Source organism: Marinobacterium sp. xm-d-579, assembly GCF_013282935.1.
Classification (GTDB): domain Bacteria; phylum Pseudomonadota; class Gammaproteobacteria; order Pseudomonadales; family Balneatricaceae; genus Marinobacterium_E.
Map to the genome: position 1 here is coordinate 19,273 of NZ_WBYP01000001.1, position 19,923 is coordinate 39,195.

19 protein-coding genes are annotated in these 19,923 nt (G+C 49.6%); 5 read left to right on the top strand and 14 right to left on the bottom strand.

All coding sequences use genetic code 11. From position 1 onward, the window contains the following. The first annotated feature begins 68 nt into the window (after positions 1-68). Complete coding sequence (locus XMD579_RS00110) at positions 69-1,589, top strand: aldehyde dehydrogenase family protein (RefSeq protein ID WP_173480707.1); 1,521 nt, start codon at positions 69-71, stop codon at positions 1,587-1,589. Between the two features lie 207 nt (positions 1,590-1,796). Here XMD579_RS00110 and XMD579_RS00115 read toward each other — a convergent pair whose 3' ends face one another. The 12 genes from XMD579_RS00115 to XMD579_RS00170 form a co-directional block, all read right to left on the bottom strand. After that, complete coding sequence (locus XMD579_RS00115; RefSeq protein WP_173483580.1) at positions 1,797-3,092, bottom strand: adenylosuccinate synthase; 1,296 nt, start codon at positions 3,090-3,092, stop codon at positions 1,797-1,799. Between the two features lie 23 nt (positions 3,093-3,115). Then, complete coding sequence (locus XMD579_RS00120; protein ID WP_173483579.1) at positions 3,116-4,291, bottom strand: ATP phosphoribosyltransferase regulatory subunit; 1,176 nt, start codon at positions 4,289-4,291, stop codon at positions 3,116-3,118. Positions 4,292-4,312: 21 nt separating this feature from the next. Then, positions 4,313-4,507 (bottom strand): DUF2065 domain-containing protein, encoded by a 195-nt coding sequence (locus tag XMD579_RS00125; RefSeq protein ID WP_173480704.1) that lies wholly within the window; start codon positions 4,505-4,507, stop codon positions 4,313-4,315. A gap of 103 nt (positions 4,508-4,610) precedes the next feature. Continuing rightward, positions 4,611-5,492 carry a protease modulator HflC gene (hflC, locus tag XMD579_RS00130; RefSeq protein WP_173483577.1) on the bottom strand — a complete coding sequence of 294 codons (882 nt, stop codon included), beginning with the start codon at positions 5,490-5,492 and terminating at the stop codon, positions 4,611-4,613. 1 nt (position 5,493) lies between these two features. Then, complete coding sequence (hflK, locus tag XMD579_RS00135) at positions 5,494-6,696, bottom strand: FtsH protease activity modulator HflK (protein ID WP_173480702.1); 1,203 nt, start codon at positions 6,694-6,696, stop codon at positions 5,494-5,496. Between the two features lie 44 nt (positions 6,697-6,740). After that, positions 6,741-8,045 (bottom strand): ribosome rescue GTPase HflX, encoded by a 1,305-nt coding sequence (hflX, locus tag XMD579_RS00140; RefSeq protein WP_173483576.1) that lies wholly within the window; start codon positions 8,043-8,045, stop codon positions 6,741-6,743. A gap of 9 nt (positions 8,046-8,054) precedes the next feature. Beyond that, a complete protein-coding gene (gene hfq / locus XMD579_RS00145) occupies positions 8,055-8,294 on the bottom strand; it encodes an RNA chaperone Hfq (RefSeq protein ID WP_173480700.1) in 240 nt (79 codons plus the stop codon). 106 nt (positions 8,295-8,400) lie between these two features. Further along, positions 8,401-9,330 (bottom strand): tRNA (adenosine(37)-N6)-dimethylallyltransferase MiaA, encoded by a 930-nt coding sequence (miaA, locus tag XMD579_RS00150; protein WP_371739797.1) that lies wholly within the window; start codon positions 9,328-9,330, stop codon positions 8,401-8,403. After that, entirely contained in the window at positions 9,330-11,207 is a 1,878-nt protein-coding gene (mutL, locus tag XMD579_RS00155) for a DNA mismatch repair endonuclease MutL (RefSeq protein ID WP_173505611.1), read from the bottom strand. Before mutL ends, miaA begins: the two co-directional genes overlap by 1 nt. A 1-nt stretch (position 11,208) precedes the next feature. Beyond that, a complete protein-coding gene (locus XMD579_RS00160) occupies positions 11,209-12,549 on the bottom strand; it encodes an N-acetylmuramoyl-L-alanine amidase (protein ID WP_254442794.1) in 1,341 nt (446 codons plus the stop codon). 26 nt (positions 12,550-12,575) lie between these two features. Next, complete coding sequence (tsaE, locus tag XMD579_RS00165) at positions 12,576-13,055, bottom strand: tRNA (adenosine(37)-N6)-threonylcarbamoyltransferase complex ATPase subunit type 1 TsaE (protein ID WP_173483573.1); 480 nt, start codon at positions 13,053-13,055, stop codon at positions 12,576-12,578. Positions 13,056-13,062: 7 nt separating this feature from the next. After that, the gene (locus XMD579_RS00170; protein WP_173495067.1) at positions 13,063-14,538 is read right to left on the bottom strand and encodes an NAD(P)H-hydrate dehydratase; all 1,476 of its coding nucleotides are present in this window, start codon (positions 14,536-14,538) and stop codon (positions 13,063-13,065) included. A gap of 66 nt (positions 14,539-14,604) precedes the next feature. Here XMD579_RS00170 and queG point away from each other — a divergent pair, with 66 nt between their 5' ends. Next, positions 14,605-15,738: a tRNA epoxyqueuosine(34) reductase QueG gene (gene queG, locus XMD579_RS00175; RefSeq protein WP_173505612.1), complete on the top strand. Its 1,134-nt coding sequence runs from the start codon at positions 14,605-14,607 to the stop codon at positions 15,736-15,738. Here queG and orn read toward each other — a convergent pair. Further along, positions 15,727-16,269: an oligoribonuclease gene (gene orn, locus XMD579_RS00180; protein ID WP_173505613.1), complete on the bottom strand. Its 543-nt coding sequence runs from the start codon at positions 16,267-16,269 to the stop codon at positions 15,727-15,729. The genes queG and orn overlap by 12 nt on opposite strands. An 89-nt stretch (positions 16,270-16,358) precedes the next feature. On the opposite strand from orn, the gene rsgA reads away from it, so the two are divergent. The 3 genes from rsgA (at position 16,359) to XMD579_RS00195 (ending at position 19,225) form a co-directional block, all read left to right on the top strand. After that, on the top strand, positions 16,359-17,396 hold the full coding sequence (gene rsgA / locus XMD579_RS00185; protein ID WP_173483569.1) for a small ribosomal subunit biogenesis GTPase RsgA: 1,038 nt from the start codon (positions 16,359-16,361) through the stop codon (positions 17,394-17,396). Positions 17,397-17,461: 65 nt separating this feature from the next. Beyond that, entirely contained in the window at positions 17,462-18,322 is an 861-nt protein-coding gene (gene asd, locus XMD579_RS00190) for an archaetidylserine decarboxylase (RefSeq protein ID WP_173480692.1), read from the top strand. A 33-nt stretch (positions 18,323-18,355) separates the two neighbouring features. Next, positions 18,356-19,225 (top strand): folate-binding protein YgfZ, encoded by an 870-nt coding sequence (locus XMD579_RS00195; protein WP_173505614.1) that lies wholly within the window; start codon positions 18,356-18,358, stop codon positions 19,223-19,225. A gap of 3 nt (positions 19,226-19,228) precedes the next feature. Here XMD579_RS00195 and ung read toward each other — a convergent pair whose 3' ends face one another. Continuing rightward, positions 19,229-19,921: a uracil-DNA glycosylase gene (gene ung / locus XMD579_RS00200; RefSeq protein ID WP_173505615.1), complete on the bottom strand. Its 693-nt coding sequence runs from the start codon at positions 19,919-19,921 to the stop codon at positions 19,229-19,231. Positions 19,922-19,923 lie beyond the last annotated feature (2 nt).

Consider the following 19,923-nt stretch of genomic DNA (forward strand, 5'->3'; position numbering starts at 1 on the left):
AACTCTTCATAGTGAGGTCAGGCTAATCAATAGCCCCTCGACTAAAAAAAACAAATGAGGATTCTTCGATGATCTATGCAAATCCAGGCAGCGCAGGCGCTGTTGTCTCTTTCAAAGCAAAATACGGCAACTACATCGGCGGCCAATGGGTAGAACCAGTTAAAGGCCAATACTTCACAAACCACACTCCTGTAAACGGTGAAGCGATTTGTGAAATCCCACGTTCGACTGAAGAGGATATCAACCTAGCGATTGATGCTGCTGAAGCAGCTAAAGATGCATGGGGCACAACCTCTGTTACAGAACGCTCTAACCTACTGTTAAAAATTGCTGACGTTATCGATGCAAACAGTGAAATGCTGGCGGTTGCTGAAACTTGGGACAACGGTAAAGCCGTTCGTGAAACCCTAGCAGCCGATATCCCACTCTCTTCTGACCACTTCCGTTACTTTGCCGGCTGTATTCGTGCACAAGAGGGAAGCATTGGTGAAATTGATAATAAAACGGTTGCCTACCACTTCCACGAGCCACTGGGCGTGGTTGGACAGATTATCCCATGGAACTTCCCACTACTGATGGCTGCCTGGAAACTGGCACCAGCTCTTGCCGCCGGTAACTGTGTGGTTCTTAAGCCTGCAGAGCAGACTCCTGCCTCAATTTTGGTTCTAATGGAGCTGATTGGCGATCTTCTACCAGCGGGCGTACTTAATATTGTAAACGGCTTTGGTGAAGAGGCCGGTCAGGCATTGGCTAGCAGCAAACGCATTGCGAAGATTGCCTTCACAGGCTCTACGCCTGTTGGCTCACACATCATGAAGTGTGCAGCCGAAAACATTATTCCATCAACCACTGAGCTAGGCGGCAAATCACCTAACATCTACTTCTCGGATGTTATGAACGCTGAACCTGAATTTGTCAGCAAAGCCGTTGAGGGTGCGGTACTAGCCTTCTTTAACCAGGGTGAAGTGTGTACCTGTCCATCACGTCTTCTTGTACAAGAAGATATTGCAGACGAGTTCCTTGCGATGGTGGTTGAACGCGCTAAACAGATCAAACGTGGTAACCCACTGGATACTGACACCATGGTGGGTGCTCAGGCATCACAAGAGCAGTTCGATCGCATTCTTAACTACCTACAGATCGGTCGTGATGAGGGTGCAGAGGTATTGATGGGTGGTGACGTTCACGCAGTGGATGGCGATCTATCCAAAGGCTACTACATCCAACCAACTCTTCTTAAAGGCAGCAATGACATGCGCGTCTTCCAAGAGGAGATCTTTGGACCGGTTGTCTCAGTCTGTACCTTCAAAGACGAAGCGGAAGCACTGGCAATCGCTAACGATACCACTTTCGGTCTTGGTGCTGGTGTATGGACACGCGATAGCAACGTTCAATACCGTATGGGTCGCGGCATTCAAGCCGGTCGTGTATGGATGAACTGTTACCACCTCTACCCTGCTCACGCAGCATTTGGTGGATACAAGAAATCAGGTGTTGGCCGTGAAACGCACAAGATGATGCTGGATCACTACCAACAGACCAAGAACATGCTTATCAGTTACGACATTAACCCACTGGGTTTCTTCTAACGCTTCCAAAGTGCTTGCCCCCGCCAGGGGGCTTTTTTATTCCCAGGATGGGATGTATCCAGCGGTTTCAGGGATGAAATAGAGCTGGGCATATCCAGGATGGGATGTATCCAGCGGTTTCACGGATGAAATGGAGCTGGGAATACCAGCTTTGCTGGCAAAAAAAAGCCGGCTTATTAAGCCGGCTTTCTAGTATCAAGCAACGAATTACGCGTCGTAGGGATCACGTAAAACGATGGTTTCAACACGGTCTGGACCCGTCGAAACGATGTCGATAGGCGCTTCCATTAGCTCTTCGAGCTTAGCGATGTATGCACGCGCATTCTCTGGCAACTGTTCTAGAGTTTGAGCACCGATTGTCGACTCACTCCAACCAGGCACTGACAGGTACTGTGGAGTCACTTTTTCGTAATCTTCACTGCCGTTCAAAGAGTATACGTCGTTACCTTCAGCATCTTTATAGCCGGTACAGATCTTGATCTCTTCCAGGCCATCCAATACGTCCAGTTTAGTCAGACAGATACCAGACACAGAGTTCACTTGAATCGCATGTTTCAGTGCAACTGCGTCGAACCAACCACAACGACGAGCACGACCTGTAGTCGAGCCAAATTCATGGCCACGTTCAGCAAGGCGCTGGCCGATTTCACAATCCAATTCAGTTGGGAAAGGACCACCACCAACACGTGTCGTGTAAGCTTTAGTAATACCTAGGATGTAATCTAGGTAGAGTGGACCAAAACCAGAACCCGTAGAAGTACCACCCGCCGTTGTATTCGAAGAGGTTACGTATGGGTAAGTACCGTGGTCGATATCAAGAAGAGAGCCCTGCGCCCCTTCAAACATGATATTTTGACCCGCTTTACGCATTTCGTGCAGTTTAGCGGTCACATCCACGACAAGCGGAAGCAACTCTTCTGCCATTTCGAAACACTCTTTAAGGACCGCTTCGTAGCTTACCGGTTCTACTTTGTAGTAATTCTCTAGCATGAAGTTATGGTACGCCATCACCTCTTCTAGTTTCTTAGCGAACATCTCGCGATCCTGAAGATCACCAAGACGTAGACCACGGCGAGATACTTTGTCTTCGTATGCTGGTCCAATACCACGACCTGTAGTACCGATCTTGGCATTACCGCGAGCGATCTCACGCGCCTGATCCAGCGCAATGTGGTAAGGCAGAATCAGGGGGCAAGCTGGGCTAAGACGTAGACGTTCACGAACAGGAACACCGGTCTCTTCAAGCTGCTTCATCTCTTTTAACAGAGCGTGCGGAGACAACACCACACCGTTACCAATCAAACACTGAACGTTTTCACGAAGAATGCCTGAAGGAATCAGGTGAAGGACGGTCTTTTCACCATCGATTACCAGAGTGTGGCCCGCATTGTGTCCGCCTTGAAAGCGAACAACCGCTGATGCTTTATCCGTTAGAAGGTCAACGATTTTACCCTTGCCCTCGTCACCCCATTGGGTACCGAGAACTACGACATTTTTGCCCATTAGTATCTCAACTATTCGTTTACTTAGAGAGTGGTAACAGTCCACTCAGAATTTTCTTTTACCAGACGACGATCGCAGTGCGTTGGCACTGCTGCATTGTCTAGCTCATAAACCACTCGTTCGCCCTGCGCACGCAGTGCTGCGACAGCTAGGACCAACGATGAATCTTCCATTTTCGGCGCCAAAATCGCCAAACTTGGCTCTGGCACTTCATCCAACGCCAATGTAACCAGTGTTTTCAGATCGGCACTGAAGCCAGTAGCGGGACGCGCACGACCAAAGTCCGCACCGATCTGGTCATAGCGACCACCTTTTGCCAGCGCTTGGCCAAACTTAGGCGAGTAGGCTGCGAAAACAACACCTGTATGGTAGCTGTAACCGCGCAGCTCACCCAGGTCAATGTAGATACCGATTGATGGGTGCGCTGTTTTAACACGATCAGCAATCGCAGCAACGTGATCGACAGCAGCAAGAATGGCCGCGTTATCCGCAAAGAGTTCGCGTGCACGCTCCAGCGCCTGCTCTGAGCCATTTAAGGTACCCAAGGCGGCAAGCTTGTTTTTGATCGAGTCTGATTGATCAAGCTGATCAACAAATTGCGACAGCTCAGGCAACGCCTTACGCTCTAGAATATCGATGTAGCTGGCAATCTCCGCTTCAGAAAGACCCGCTTCGGCAACCAATTCAGTGAATACACCTACATGGCCTAGATCCAGATTGATTGCTCCTTTGACACCGACCTGAACCAAAGTGTCGAGCATCAGAGCGATGACTTCTGCATCACTGTCAACGCCTTCGTGCCCGAACAACTCAGCGCCAATCTGCATGGGGTTGCGCGATGCCAACATATTCACCGCACGAGTGTGAAGTACTGAACCACAGTAACAGAGACGGCTCACGCCATCTGAACGCAGACGATGGGCATCAATACGCGCGACCTGTGGCGTAATATCCGCTCGAATACCGAGCATGTGACCAGAAGTCTCATCGGTCACTTTGAAGGTACGCAGACCTAAGTCACCACCCACACCGGTCAACAGTGACTCAAGGTGCTCAGCAACCGGAGGCATCACTAACTCGTACCCCCAGCCATGAAACAGATCCAACACTCGACGACGAACCAGCTCAACCTCGCGCGCAACGGGAGGGAGCAACTCTTTCATACCGTCAGGAAGTAGCCAGCGATCAGCCAACGCCATTATAAAAAACTCCGATACTCTTTATTTAGAAAGTATGAGTAGTGCAGTGCCTATTAACATAGAGGCCAGGCCAAAAGCACGAAGGGTCTTATCATTCACCATCGCCAGTTGACTCACCATAGAGCGCCAGCGGTGTGGATAGAGAAAAGGAATGATCCCTTCTATCACTAAAACCAAACAAAATGCGAGCCAAAGCTCGTGCCAAAGTTCAGACATCTTAAGTACTGCTAAATCACAAAAAAACCGGGGCACGCCCGGTTAATCAATTTTAACACGAAAACGGGTGCCAATGGCACCCGCTTTTTAACACGACCTTGGTTTAGTTGGTCGCGTTTGGAGATGCGTTCTGCAGGTAACGGAAGAACTCACTATCCGGCTTCAGCAGCAGTACATCAGATCCATTATTGAATGACTCTTTGTAGGCAAGAAGACTGCGGTAGAAAGAGTAGAATTCACTGTCCTTGTTAAATGCTTCTGCATAGATACGTGCCGCTTCTGCATCACCCTCACCTCGAGTCACCTCCGACTCACGATAAGCGTTCGCTAGGATAACGGTGCTCTGACGGTCAGCATCTGCACGGATACCTTCTGCAAGCTCTTGACCACGTGAACGAAGCTCACGTGCCAGACGCTCACGCTCTGTGCGCATACGTTGGTAGACCGAGTTTGACACTTCAGACGGTAGATCGATTCGTTTAACACGAACATCAATCACGCTTAAGCCTAGCTCTTTTTCACTCAGCTCTGTCAGTGATGAAACGACGGTATCCATCACCTCTTCACGCTCACCAGAGACAACCTCAGTTAGTGTACGAGTACCAAACTGGTTACGCAGACTGGTTTCAATACGCGTCGACAAAAGATCTGCCGCACGGAACGAGTCACCAGAGGTTGCGGTGTAGTACTTCTCTACATCCGAGATAATCCACTTAACGTAAGAGTCTACCACTAGACGTTTTTTCTCTAGTGTAAGGAACGACTGTGGGCGAGTATCCAAGGTTTGAACACGAGCATCGAACTTACGAACGGTGTTCACAAATGGAATTTTAAAGTGCAGACCGGGTTTTAGATCGCTTTCGACCACTTCACCAAACTGCAGCTTCACGCCACGCTCGGTCTCTTTAACGATGTAGACCGAGTTACTAACAATCAACAACACCAATACGGCAAGTACCGATGTAAACATCGAAGTCGGTTTCATATTAACGACCCTCCCGTAGTGTACTAGTGCTTGAGCTGCCGATGCGGTTAATCACCTGCTGCGTTAACTCACGCATGCTGGAGTCATCTAAACGCACAGAGCGTGGCGTGTTAGCAATGGTATCTGCTTGGCGCTTCATCAATTGATCCAGCGGTAGGTACATCATGTTATTACCACCATCGACATCCACCATCACCTTAGGCGTTTTGCCCAACACCTCTTGCATCATATCGATGTAGAGACGTTCACGGGTGACACCAGGAGCCATCTGATATGCTTGCAGAAGTGATGTGAAACGATCAGCTTCACCGCTTGCTCGAGCAACGACTTCCTCTTTGTAAGCATTCGCTTCTTCGATCACACGCTGAGCGGTACCACGAGCTTCCGGAACAATACCGTTAGCGTAAGTTTCCGCCTCGTTTTTAACACGCTGCTCATCCTCACGCGCTTTGATCACGTCATCAAACGCATCTTGAACCTGCTGTGGTGCGGTTGCGTTTTTGATATTGACACGTGAAAGAGCAAGACCTGTGCCGTAACTGTCCATGTAGCTTTGTAGACGTGCCTGAACCTGTGTCGCGAGAATCTCACGACCTTCGGTCAAGATGCCGTCCAGGTTAGTCGAACCAACCGTATGGCGAAGTGATGATTCAGATGCATGTGACAGACTGGTTTCAGGGTCACGAACATTAAGAACAAATGCACGTGGATCACTGATCACATACTGAACCGTCATCTCTACATTTACGATGTTCTCATCACGAGTCAGCATCAAAGAGCCGTGGTCGTGGGTACGAACTCGAGTCACATTCACCTTAGTGACTTCATCCAGTAGTGGCGGGTTCCACTGCAGCCCTGGCTGTACAGTTTCATGGTACTTACCAAGGCGAAGAACAACACCACGTTCCTGTTGATCGACTGTGTAGAAACCAAAGCCAGCCCAAGCAACCACTACAACCAGAGCAATGATGCCGAAGAAACCTGCACCAGGTCCTTTAACATCACCACCATTAGAACCACCAGAACCCCCAGAGCGTTTACCGCCAAAGATAGAGTTCAAGCGTTCTTGCAGCTTCTGCAACGCTTCATCTAGATCGGGTGGTCCCTGTTCAGGGCCGCCTGATCCACCACGGCGGCCATTATTGCCACCTGAGTTCCATGGATCCTGGTTGTCTTTACGACCACCGGGCTCATTCCAAGCCATAGTATTGCTCCATTACTTTAAAAATCTAAAACAAGATAAACTTGTTACCACTGCTCTTCTTCAGCCGGCAGATAGCGCTCATGCGGAATATCTAAACGGCTTAAAATCTTTCTCAGCTCCTTCTCTTGGAGCCTTACCTCTAACCTAATACGACCCTCATCGGTAAACTGTTCATCGACCACCGCGTTTTGTGCAAACAACATGGCTCTGAACTGCCCCTGATTATGATCAAGCTCCACAATCTCGTGGAACATATCATTGGCCAGACGCTCGCGCAGCGCTTGAACAAGAAGATCAGTACCTACACCGGTTCTAGCCGATAACCAAACCCGAACAGGCACGCCTTGATCATCTCGATCGATACGAGGCTCTACACCCTCGAGTCCATCAATTTTATTGTAGACCTCCAGTGTAGGAACTTCATCCGCTCCTATCTCGTGTAACACATTATTAACTTGTGCAATGTGCTCACGACGCTCTTCATCTACCGCATCAATGACATGAAGAAGCAGTGTAGCTTCAACCGTCTCTTGAAGGGTCGCACGAAAGGACTCTACTAGTTTATGGGGGAGGTCTCGGATAAATCCAACCGTGTCAGCCAAAATAACTGAACCAATATCACTTAGCTCTAGCTTTCTTAAGGTTGGATCGAGTGTCGCAAACAGCTGGTCGGCCGCATAGACGTCCGCTTCGGTAATTCGATTAAACAGTGTCGATTTACCTGCGTTGGTGTAACCAACCAGAGAGAGCGTCGGAATCTCTGCACGGGCACGTGCTCTACGGCCCTGTTCTCGCTGCTTACGAACCTTCTCTAGGCGACCGGTAATCGCTTTAATTCTGGCGCGCAGTAAGCGTCGGTCGGTTTCAAGCTGGGTTTCACCAGGGCCACGCAGACCGATACCACCCTTTTGACGCTCAAGGTGGGTCCAACCTCTGATTAGGCGAGTCGACATATGTTCAAGCTGAGCCAACTCAACCTGCAGCTTACCCTCATGGGTTCGAGCGCGTTGCGCGAAAATATCAAGAATCAGGCCTGTACGATCAAGCACTCGACACTCAATTTCACGTTCGATATTTCGTTCTTGGCCGGGGGTTAGAGAATGATCAAAGATAACCAGCTTGGCATCATGCAGCCGCACGAGCTCTGCAAGCTCTTCAACCTTACCTTTGCCTAAAAAGAATTTTGAACTGGGTTCGGAGCGAGTCCCGAAGAGATACTCAACGGGATCAGCACCGGCAGAGAGAGCCAGCTCTTCTAGTTCTCTAGGATTGTCATTCGCATTAGGTCCAGGAAAATCAATGTGGACGAGAATCGCTGTCTCGCCCGATTCGGGACGATCGAAAAACAATTAGAAACCTCAGTCAGCTGGCTTTTCGTCAACCTGAGGTAGTTTTACAGGACGAGATGGAACCACTGTCGAAACAGCGTGTTTGTAAACCATCTGGCTAACGGTGTTTTTAAGCAGAATGACAAATTGATCGAAAGACTCAATTTGGCCTTGTAGCTTGATGCCGTTTACTAGGAAGATTGATACTGGAACGCGCTCTTTGCGCAAAACGTTCAAGTAAGGGTCTTGTAGGGTTTGCCCTTTTGACATAGTCATCACCTTTAGAGTAATCGTTATTAAGACTCTACGACCGCCGCCCAATATTTCAGGCTCGAGACAATCCTCGATACAGCCATTACGTAGAGAGAAAATGATATTAGATTCGTGGAATCAATGCCAAAGTTTTCTTAAAAAGATTTTCACCAAAGGGATCAATCACCTCTGCACCCTGCCAGCTGCGCAACCATGTCATCTGACGTTTAGCTAGCTGACGTGTCGCTACCACTCCTTTATGGTGCATCTCTTGCCAATCCAACTCACCCTCCAAATACTGCCACATTTGGCGATAACCAACACAACGCATTGAAGGCAGATTCAGATTCAGATCCCCACGCTGACGAAGCCTAACCACTTCCGCCTCAAAGCCTTGCTCCAACATCAGCTTGAAACGCAGCTCAATACGCTGATGCAGTTGAGCGCGATCTTCTGGCATTAACGCGACGGGAATGAGGTTCCACGGCAACTCTAGGGCTTTCTGTTCCTGCCAGTGGCTATCAATACTTCGGCCTGTCATCAGAAAGACTTCCAATGCACGCTGGATTCGCTGTTGATCGTTGGGCCCCAAACGCTCACCCGAAGCCGGATCTAACTGAGCTAAGCGAGCGTGAACGGCCGGCCAACCCTCCTGCTCAGCCTGAGCCTCAATCTCCGCTCTGATCTCTGCATTGGCTTCGGGGAGTTTTGCCAACCCTTCTGCCAACGCCTTAAAGTAGAGAATGCTCCCCCCCACAAGAACAGGCAACTTGCCCTGCGCGTGTGCTTGATCGATTAATTGACGTGCATCCTCAGCAAAGTCTGAGGCTGAATAGACCTCTGTTGCATCTAAAATATCCACCAACGCATGCGGGTACTTTTCCAATGTCTCGCGATCAGGTTTGGCCGTACCAATATCCATCTCTCGGTATATAAGAGCACTATCAACACTGATAATCTCAACGTCCATATGATCAAACAGATTAAGGGCAAGGTCCGTTTTGCCTGAGGCTGTTGGCCCCATCAAAAAGAGTACTGGCAACTTTTCGGCCACTACTGCCCCCTTAGGAAGAGCTTATCCAGCTCATTCATGGTCATCTGCACATAGGTAGGACGGCCGTGGTTGCACTGACCACTTCGTTCAGTCGCTTCCATATCACGCAATAGAGCATTCATCTCTGGTAGCGTAAGCTGGCGGTTGGCCCGAACCGAGCCATGGCATGCCATGGTCGCCAACAGCTCATTAATGCTCTCTTCAATACGGCTGCTACTGCCATAAACCTTCATATCGGATAGAACATCACGAACCAAGAGCGAAACATCCGATCGAGCCAGTGCAACAGGCACTTCACGAATCACAACAGACTCTTGGCCCATTCGCTCAACAGAGAAGCCTAACTTAGCAAACACCTCGGAGCGCTCTTCAGCAATATCCACTTCGGCTTCACTTAAATTCAGAGTAACCGGAACCAATAGCGGCTGACTGCGCAATCCATCAGATTCCCATGCACTCTTCATTCGCTCGTAAACAATACGTTCATGCGCGGCGTGCATATCGACCAAGATGAGTCCTTCTGCAGTTTGGGACAAAATGTAGATGCCATGCAGTTGCGCCAATGCAAAACCCATTGGGGGAATATCTTGAGTCTCTGACGACGGGTTCAATGAACCATCCTGATTCAGTGTAGAGGTAGGATGAAGAGCCCCATAACCGGCTAGCTGCTGCTTCACCTCACCGGCTGATGGCGTTGCAGGTCGAACGTAATTAGAGAAGTTAATCCCTGAAGTGCTACTACCTAGCCCAGTACCTGAACCGGTTGACTGAAGTGAGATGCGCTGCTGATCAAACTGCTGCTGAATCGGTTGAGCCTGCCCCTGCAAAAGGGATGACACAGAGGTATCGCTGTTCTGTTCACCGGGACGCGTTTCCGCGATCACCCGGTGAATGGTACGGAATATGAAATCGTGAACTAAGCGCCCTTCTCGGAATCGAACTTCATGTTTGGTTGGGTGTACGTTGACATCGACCAGCGCCGGATCGAGCTCTAGATAGAGAACATAACAAGGGTGTCGACCGTTATAGAGAACGTCTGCATAGGCTTGGCGAATAGCATGAGTCACCAGTTTGTCACGAATGATACGTCCATTAACAAAGAAATATTGCTGATCAGCTTGCGAGCGTGAATAGGTTGGCAAACCGATCCAACCCCACAATCTGAGACCTGAAGCTTCTGCACTGATGTCTAAGCTGAGTGCATTATCAATAAAGCCAGATCCTAACAGTGAGGCTATACGGCGCTCTCGCATCTGCTCACTGTTGGCCGGCTTCAGTTGATGCACCACACGGTTGTTATTGCTGAGCTGAAACTGAAGATCGAAACGACTCAATGCTAGACGTTTAACCACCTCTTCAAGGTGTCGATACTCAGTATTCTCTGTCTTCAAAAATTTACGGCGCGCAGGGGTATTAAAGAACAGGTCGCGCATCTCAACGGTTGTCCCTTGCGGATGAGCTGCAGGTGATACCTCAGCGACCATGTCCCGCCCCTCCGCCTTGACCTGCCAGGCGCTATTATCATCGACTGAGCGCGACGTGAGAGTTAAACGAGAGACCGAACTGATACTGGCCAGTGCCTCACCGCGAAAGCCGAGGCTTACCACCGCTTCAAGATCCTCAAGCGCTGTGATCTTTGAAGTCGCATGACGACTCAACGCCAGTGGCAGATCCTCTTTATCGATCCCCTTACCATCATCACGAATACGGATCAGCTTCACACCGCCCTGTTCAACCTCGACCGAGATCTTTTCTGCACCCGCATCGATGGCATTTTCCAAAACCTCCTTGACGACGGATGCGGGGCGTTCTACCACTTCACCGGCAGCGATCTGGTTGGCTAACTGCGGCGATAAAAGATGTATTCGACTGCTCATATTAACCTGCAGGTATCTTTAGAACCTGACCTACTCTAATACGATCAGACTTCAAATTATTATAACGACGCAGTGCGTCCAAACTGACGCCATTACGCTCGGCAATCATTGAGAGACTGTCACCCGGAACCACTTTATGGCTACGATTAATATCCTTAGGCATTTTCCCCTGAGCCTTCAAAGAGGCGACAAGCGTAGCCGCGGGCGGGCGCTTCCAAAAATGACTAATAATGCCGTCCGCAATCGCTTTCGCCATCCGCTTTTGGTACTTAGGATCACGAAGCTTTTTAGCCTCTTGTGAATTCGAAATGAAGCCCGTTTCAACAAGAATGGAGGGGATGTCAGGAGATTTAAGCACCACAAACCCCGCTTTCTCCACGTAGCTTTTGTGCATTTTGGCAAAGCGCGCGATGTTCTGATGAACCGCTAGCGCCACCTCTGAGCTACTGGTACGCGCATAGGTCATCGACATATCCAGCAGCACACTGGCGAGCGTCTCATCTTTATCTTCAAGACTGACACTACCGACACCGCCGATTAAATCAGCTGCGTTCTCTTTTTTCGCCAGCCAACGACCCATCTCACTGGTGGCACCGCGGTTTGAAAGAACCCAGACAGAGGCTCCACGTGCCCGCTTATTTTGTGCGGCGTCTGCATGAATCGATACAAACAGGTCGGCATTTTTTTGGCGCGCTTTCTTGGTACGATCACGAAGGCGGATAAAGTAATCACCGGTTCGTGTTAGCTCAGCACGAAAGCCCGGCTGCTGATCAATCAGCTTTTTAACCTCTTTGGTGATGGCGAGAACAACCTGCTTCTCTTTAAGGCGTCCGGGGCCAAGCGCACCCGGATCTTCGCCACCATGCCCCGCATCTAATACAACAACAATTTCGCGCTGTCCTATAGGCAGTGTCACAGGCTTAGGCGGCGCAGTGGGTTTTAATTGCGCTCCACCTTGATGTGCCAGGTCGATTACCAATCGATCCCCATACTTCTCATTTGGCGCTAACGTAAAACTCGAGGGTTTTACCGGTTGCGATAGATCTAGAACGATACGCAACTTATCACTCTGTTCACCGGTTCGAATGCGACTGATAGGACTTCCCGTCAAATCAACGGTACTAAAATTGGATTTCGCTCGACCCTTGGGTATATCAATAACAATTCGATCCGGATTATCGAGGGTAAACAGGGAGTGTTCGGTGGAGCTATCCAGATCAAAGACCAATCGAGTGCTGTCAGGCGACTGCCACAAGCGCAAACTATCAACCGAAGCAGCCCAAGAGAGCAGAGGAAGCACTAACAGAGCGCAACCAAAGAAGAGTCTCTTAAACTGATTCAACGCTGATTGATTCCTTAATAACATCATTAAGCCTTAACAGACCTCAACTCTTGGAGCCTCTGCACAATGGATTGACCTAACTCGGTGCGAGCGTAGATTGTTATTTTACGTCCCAATGCTTCGGGTTCAAGGAAGAGATCTAGATCAGCTGCCGGCAAGAAACCTTCGCCCTTCTCTGACCACTCCACCAAACAGAGCGAACTGTTCTCAAAATAGTCGCGAATCCCCATATACTCGAGCTCTTCAGGATCACCCAAGCGGTAAAGGTCGAAGTGATAGACCCTACGATCATCAAACTCATAAGGTTCTACCAACGTGTAGGTAGGACTCTTCACTGCGCCTTGATGGCCTAACGACTGAATTACACCACGTGCGAGGGTCGTCTTACCCATGCCAAGGTTGCCATGCAGAAAGAGGACCCCCGAACTCATTGCACGGGAAATCAATGCACCAGCAGCGATTGTTTCAGCCTCATCTGCAAGAGACCATGAGATCGATTGTGTCACGAATTCATTACCCTAATAAACTTCTGATATGAGGAAGAAGGTCTGTCGCAATCAACCCTCTTTCACCCTCGGCACTGGCCATATCACCCGCTTTAGCATGGAGCCAAACACCTATCTGCGCAGAATCTAACAGAGAGTAGCCCTGCGCCAAAAACGTTGCGATGATACCAGAAAGCAGATCCCCCATCCCAGCCGTTGCCATACCTGGATTGCCTAGGTTGCAGATAAAGGCTTTATGACCATTGCAGACAATGCTGCCGGCACCTTTTAACACGATGACACCACCCAACTGGCTCTGAAGCGCAAATGCACTCCCGACAGGGTCAGACTGGACTTCTGCTATAGAACAGCCCAACAATCTAGCAGCCTCACCGGGGTGTGGCGTAAAGACAGCATGAGGATGAAAACCAACTTTATTCTGTGCAATAAGGTTCAGTGCATCCGCATCCACCACAGTCGGTTTATCTAAAGAGTTGACCCTTTCTAAACAGCTGAGAGCCCAATCGCTCTGCCCCAAACCGGGCCCTATCGCGATGGCATCCATGGATTGAATCATCGACTCAAAGGCCGCAATGTCACTGGCTAAACGCACCATCACCTCTGGCGTACGAGAGAGCATCGCTGTGACCGCCGATTCACTATTGGTCAGTAGCGTGACCCGCCCCGCCCCTGTTCTGAGCGCAGCTTCACTCGATAGCATCGGTGCTCCGCCAAACCCAAAATCACCGCCAATTACTACGAGGGACCCTTGACTGCCTTTGTGCGCAGCGCGATTCAGTGGAGCCATTTGGCTCAATGGTTCAGAGATCAATTGACTCTGTGACTCTGGGAAGAGCTCTGCTGGCACGCCCAAGCTATCCACCATCACACGACCAACATAGTCACGCGCTTGATTGATAAACATCCCCTGCTTGGGAGCGATAAAGGTCAAGGTCGCATCGGCCTTAACGGCAGAACCCAGCACTGATCCTGTATCAGCCGACAGACCTGATGGGATATCCAATGAAAAAACAGGCCTTTGCTGCCGGTTGATCCAATGAATAACAGCAGCTGAGTCTGAGCGAACCTCGCCATTCAGACCAATCCCTAGCAGAGCATCCACGATGAGATCTGACTCGTCATTAACAGCCGGATCAAAGGGACGTTTTGGAAGGTCAGCAGGCAGGTCATTCCAAGCCTCTAAAGCTTCACCGCTTAGCTGAACTTCAAAATCAGTGCTAGCCAGAGTGATTGTCACAGCGTGACCTGACTTAAACAGCAGTTTGGCTAACGCCAGTCCATCTCCACCATTATTGCCGGCACCACATACAAGATTAAACGAGCTGGCCTTCGGATAGAGTCGTGTGATCCAGTGTTGCGCCGATCGTGCAGCACGACACATCAATTGATAACCCGGTATCGGCATAGACTCAATGGCCAAACGATCAATCACTTTGCATTGAGCGGCAGTAAAGAGCGAAGAGCCAATTGGGGACTCATTCATTCGAGGCACTCCTGATGCTGACTTATTTGACGTATAGTAACACCTCATCATGAAAACAAGCTGATAATGACTCGCGTGCACAAGATCGAACTGTCCAATATTGCCGAAGGTTTAAAAGAGAGAGCGAAGCAGCTTGGATTTCAGCAGTGCGCCATCACCCTGCCAGATCTACACCATGAAGCGAGCCACCTGCGCAGCTGGTTGGATAAGCACTACCAGGGCGAAATGGGGTTTCTTGCCGAGCATTTCGAAAAACGAATCGATCCAACCCTGCTGGTTGAAGGCACTCAGCGAGTGGTTCTACTACGCATGGATTACCTTCCCGCCGATGTCAGCCTGTTCAAAACGTTGACCAATGCCGACAAGGGTTACATAGCACGTTACGCATTGGGGCGTGATTATCACAAGTTGATTCGAAAACGCATTAAACAGCTTGGACAGTGGTTGGAAGAGCAGTGCCAGACCTCGATTAACTTCCGCCCTTTTGTCGACAGCGCCCCGATATTAGAGCGCCCTCTTGCTCGTGACGCTGGGCTGGGCTGGGTCGGCAAAAACACTCTGCTATTAAATCAAACCGCAGGGTCTTGGTTTTTTTTAGGCTCACTGTTTACCGATGTCGAGCTGCCCATCGACCCACCCGAAACGGCTTCACACTGCGGGTCATGCACCGCTTGTTTGGATGTCTGCCCCACCAATGCATTTCCCAAACCCTATGAGCTAGATGCTCGACGATGCATCTCCTATTTGACCATAGAGTACTCTGGCAGTATTCCAGAAGAGTTGCGCCCGCTGATGGGCAATCGCATCTTTGGCTGTGACGATTGCCAACTGGTCTGCCCGTGGAACCGTTTTGCCCAACACACCCAGGAAAGTGATTTCTCGCCACGCCATCAACTCGACGATATCGATCTGATTGAGCTGTTTCAGTGGAGCGAAGAGACCTTTCTACAAAAAACTGAAGGGTCAGCCATTCGCAGAACGGGCTACCAGGGATTTAAACGAAACATTGCGGTAGCCCTAGGCAACAGCAAGGGTGGTGACAGAGTCATTGAACTGCTTGAAGCTTGTTTAGCCTCTGACGAGAGCGAGCTAATTAAAGAGCACGCTCAATGGGCGGTTGAGCATTTAAGAAATCGAACGGCCGATGCGAACGCACTGAAAATTATCGATTTCCCACTTGCTCAACGTTTAGACCTGTAAAAAGTGCTCACGATAGACTTTTAACTCTTCAATGGAGTCACGAATATCATCCAGGGCTAAATGAGCCCCCTTTTTAACCACCTTTTTAGTCACATCAGGGCGCCAGCGGCGTGCCAGCTCTTTCAGCGTGCTGACATCCAAATTACGGTAGTGGAAGAAGGCTTCTAGTTCGGGCATGTAACGATGCAAAAACTTACGATCTTGATGGATAGAGTTTCCACAAATCGGCGAAGCACCCTGGTCGACATGCTCTCTCAAAAACGCCAACATCTGCTGTTCTGCTTCGGATTCACTGGTACGGCTCTGTTTAACTCGTTCAATCAAACCTGAGCCACCATGCTGCTTGGTATTCCACTCATCCATGGCATCAAGCAGTGCATCGGATTGATGAACAGTAATCACAGGACCTTCGGCAAGGGTGTTCAATTCAGAGTCGGTCACAATCGCAGCCATCTCAATGATGCGCTCACGCTCGACATCCAGCCCCGTCATCTCTAGATCGATCCAGATAAGATTATCTTGTCGTGACATGCCAAAGCTCCCTTTAAAGTGTCTAATCTTTTATGAACAAAGTATGATGCACAGTATACCGACTAACACAGCGATTTAGCAGAGATTGAATGGCGCAACGTAAAGTTAATCGCCGCCAAGCATGGCGTATTAAGAAGATTCAAGAAGAGCGTGCCGCTCGAGCCAATAAACGTGACACTCAAATCGACTCACAACTCGAAGGGGGCGATTTAGGTGCCGAACAGCGTGGCCTGATCATCTCGCACTACGGAAAACAGGTCGATATTGAAGCCTTAGATGGCGATCGTCGCGGTGAAATCATTCGCTGCCATATGCGTACCCACCTAGGGCAATTGGTGACCGGGGATAGGGTGATCTGGCGCCCCTCCCCCGATGCGGGTGTGGTCGTCGCTGTTGAGGATCGCCACTCTGAACTTAAGCGCCCAAACAATCATGGTGAGTTGAAGCCAGTCGCAGCCAACATCGATGCAATATTAATAGTCATCGCCGTCGAACCCCATGCGCACGCCAACCTGATTGATCGTTACTTAGTTGCCTCTGAACTCTCTGGCATAGAGCCTATTATTGTCTTAAACAAGACCGATCTACTCGATGACAAGCATCGTGAACGATTGATACCTCTTCTGGATAGCTATGCTGAAATTGGCTACCGCACTATCTATGCATCCACAGAGAACTCCAACGGCTTAGATGAGCTGCACGAATTCTTAAAAGATCGCACGACCGTCTTTGTTGGACAGTCTGGTGTAGGGAAATCGTCACTGGTCAATGCGCTGCTTCCTGGCGTTGATCTAAAAGTGGGAGCCCTGTCTGAGTCGAATCGAACCGGTAAACACACAACAACCACCGCGCGTCTATTCCACATACCCGAAGGGGGCGATCTCATCGACTCTCCTGGCATCCGTGAATTTGGTCTATGGCACATTGATCCCAACGATCTGATTGACGGATTTAAGGAGTTTCGCCAGGTCACAGGCCACTGCAAGTTCAGAGACTGCAAGCACGAACAGGAGCCTGGCTGTGCCTTCTATGATGCGATCGATATGGGCGTCATCAGCGAGCAGCGCTTTTTCAGTTACAAACAGATTTTGGACTCCATGTTGGAATCTGACTTCACGGTGCGATAGTGAAAAAGCACTAGCTCAGGTATCATCACAACCCAACTTAAAGAATCACTCAGGCGGAGTTTTTAGTGAAAGATAAACTGTTCATTCTGTTTCAATACATCGTGCCACAGCACTTGTTATCACGTGCCGTTGGCCGCCTAGCTGAGTGCACAAATAGCCGTATTAAGAACTGGATTATTCAGCGATTTATAAAACAGTTTAACGTCGATATGAGTGAAGCGGAGCGCCAGCAACCGGAACAATTTATCAACTTCAATGACTTCTTCACTCGCGCCCTTAAAGAGGGAGCTAGACCGATTGCAGAGGGCGAAGATGTCGTGGTGTCGCCTGCTGACGGGGCTATCTCAGAGATGGGTACCCTTCAATATGGGCGTATTTTGCAAGCAAAGGGACATAGTTACAGCGCCGTTTCTCTGCTGGGTGGTTGTACCGAGCGAGCAAAACCCTTCATCAATGGCGAGTTCGCGACCATCTACCTATCACCAAAAGATTACCACCGCGTACACATGCCAGTAGCCGGTGCACTTAAAGAGGCCTACTACGTTCCTGGTGATCTTTTCTCGGTCAACCAAACCACAGCCAACAATGTTGACAGCCTGTTTGCTCGTAATGAACGCCTAGTCTGTCTATTTGAGACAGAGCGTGGCCCAATGGCGATGGTACTCGTCGGCGCAATGATTGTTGCCGGTATAGAGACCGTCTGGAGTGGCCAGGTAGCCCCTCTCAAAAAAGAGGCTATGAAACTGTTTAGCACAGAAGCTGACGCCCCTCTTCTACTGGAGAAAGGTGCAGAAATGGGCCGATTCAAACTCGGTTCAACGGTGATCCTTCTCTACCCTGAAGGCGTAATCAATTGGCGCGACCATCTAGCGGCCGGCGCACCGGTCAAGATGGGTGAAGTCATTGCCCATCAAACAGAGTCTTAAGTGATACCACAACCCTTTTTAGTGAGCTGAGCTATGAACATTGCGATAACGGATGCCAAACTGTTCTCCGTCGAAGGCGTTGATGCAGCCTCTTTTTTACAAGGCCAGCTAACCGCCGATGTGGCTGCACTTAACATCGGTGAGCACCTCATCGCCGCACACTGCTCAATTAAGGGAAGCATGGTTGGGCTTTTCAGAGTCATGCGCATCAGTGACGAATGTTTTTGGCTGCGGGTCCATCAAGAGATCGCCGAGAGCGCCTTTAACAACCTAAAGAAATACAGCATCTTTTCCAAGGTGCAGCTTAATTTCATAGATAGCGCCAATGGGTTTTGCCTATCGAGCGACTATTTAGAGCCTGTTAAAAGTTCTGAAAGTGACCGATCCTTTGCGGCTCAAATCGATGCCGAGCACGTTGAGTTCTGGACCACCGATCTTGAAGTACAAAATAGATTGGCCAAGGATGCTACCGGCTCATTAGAGGCTTGGTATGAGATCAATGTCCGCGCTGGCATCTTCGATTTAAGAGAGGCCACCCAAGAGACATTCATTCCTCAGATGTGTAATTTACAAGCCATTGATGGCGTCAGCTTCAGTAAGGGGTGTTACACCGGTCAGGAGATAGTAACCCGTCTACAGCATCGCGGTATTTTGAAAAAAGCGATGTACGGGTTCACGCTACCGCAGGGCCATTCCATCAGCATTGGGGAGCCACTGTTTAATGCTGACCAAGTTGAGGTCGGCAGCGTAGTACTGACTAGCTCAACTGATCAAACCTCTCTACTTGCTGTCATTCAACAGTCAGAAAAAGAGGGTGCGATTTTTACAGAGAGTGGCGCAGCCCTAAACGCTTTGGAACTACCTTACACCTTAGATCCAAAGCTATTTGAATCCAAGCGTTAGCCATCAACCGAACAGATCTGCTTGTCCTATCACCGGCAGCTCCCAGTTGATCTCAGAAAATCCCTTCTCAGCGAGCCAACTGTTGGCTTTAGAAAACGGCTGACTACCAAAAAAGCCTCGGTGTGCTGATAGAGGCGAAGGGTGAGGTGATTGAATCACCAAATGCTTTGCCTGATCGATCATGCTCGTCTTTTTCTGAGCATAGCTTCCCCAGAGGATAAACACCGTGCCCGTGGAGTGTTCGTTAACCTGCTGAATGATACGATCGGTGACACTCTCCCAACCCTTGCCTTGGTGTGCATTGGCGTTGCTATCCTCTACCGTAAGGACCGCATTGAGTAAAAGGACTCCCTGCTCTGCCCAGGCTTCAAGAAAACCATGTTCTGGGGCAGCGATCCCTAAATCACTACTCAACTCTTTGTAGATATTCCTCAGCGATGGTGGCACTTGAATACCAGGTAAGACAGAGAAACTTAAACCATGCGCCTGGCCTGCCTGATGATAAGGGTCTTGGCCAAGAATGACGACGCGTGTCGACTCTAGCGGGGTCAACTCCAAAGCACGAAACCACTGATCTTGAGGTGGGTATATTGTGACACCCTCAGCTGTTCGTTGATCCAGAAACGCCATAAGAGATTGATAGTTTGGCGTCTCGGATATCTCTTTCAGCAGCTGCTGCCAACCCTTCGAAAGCATCG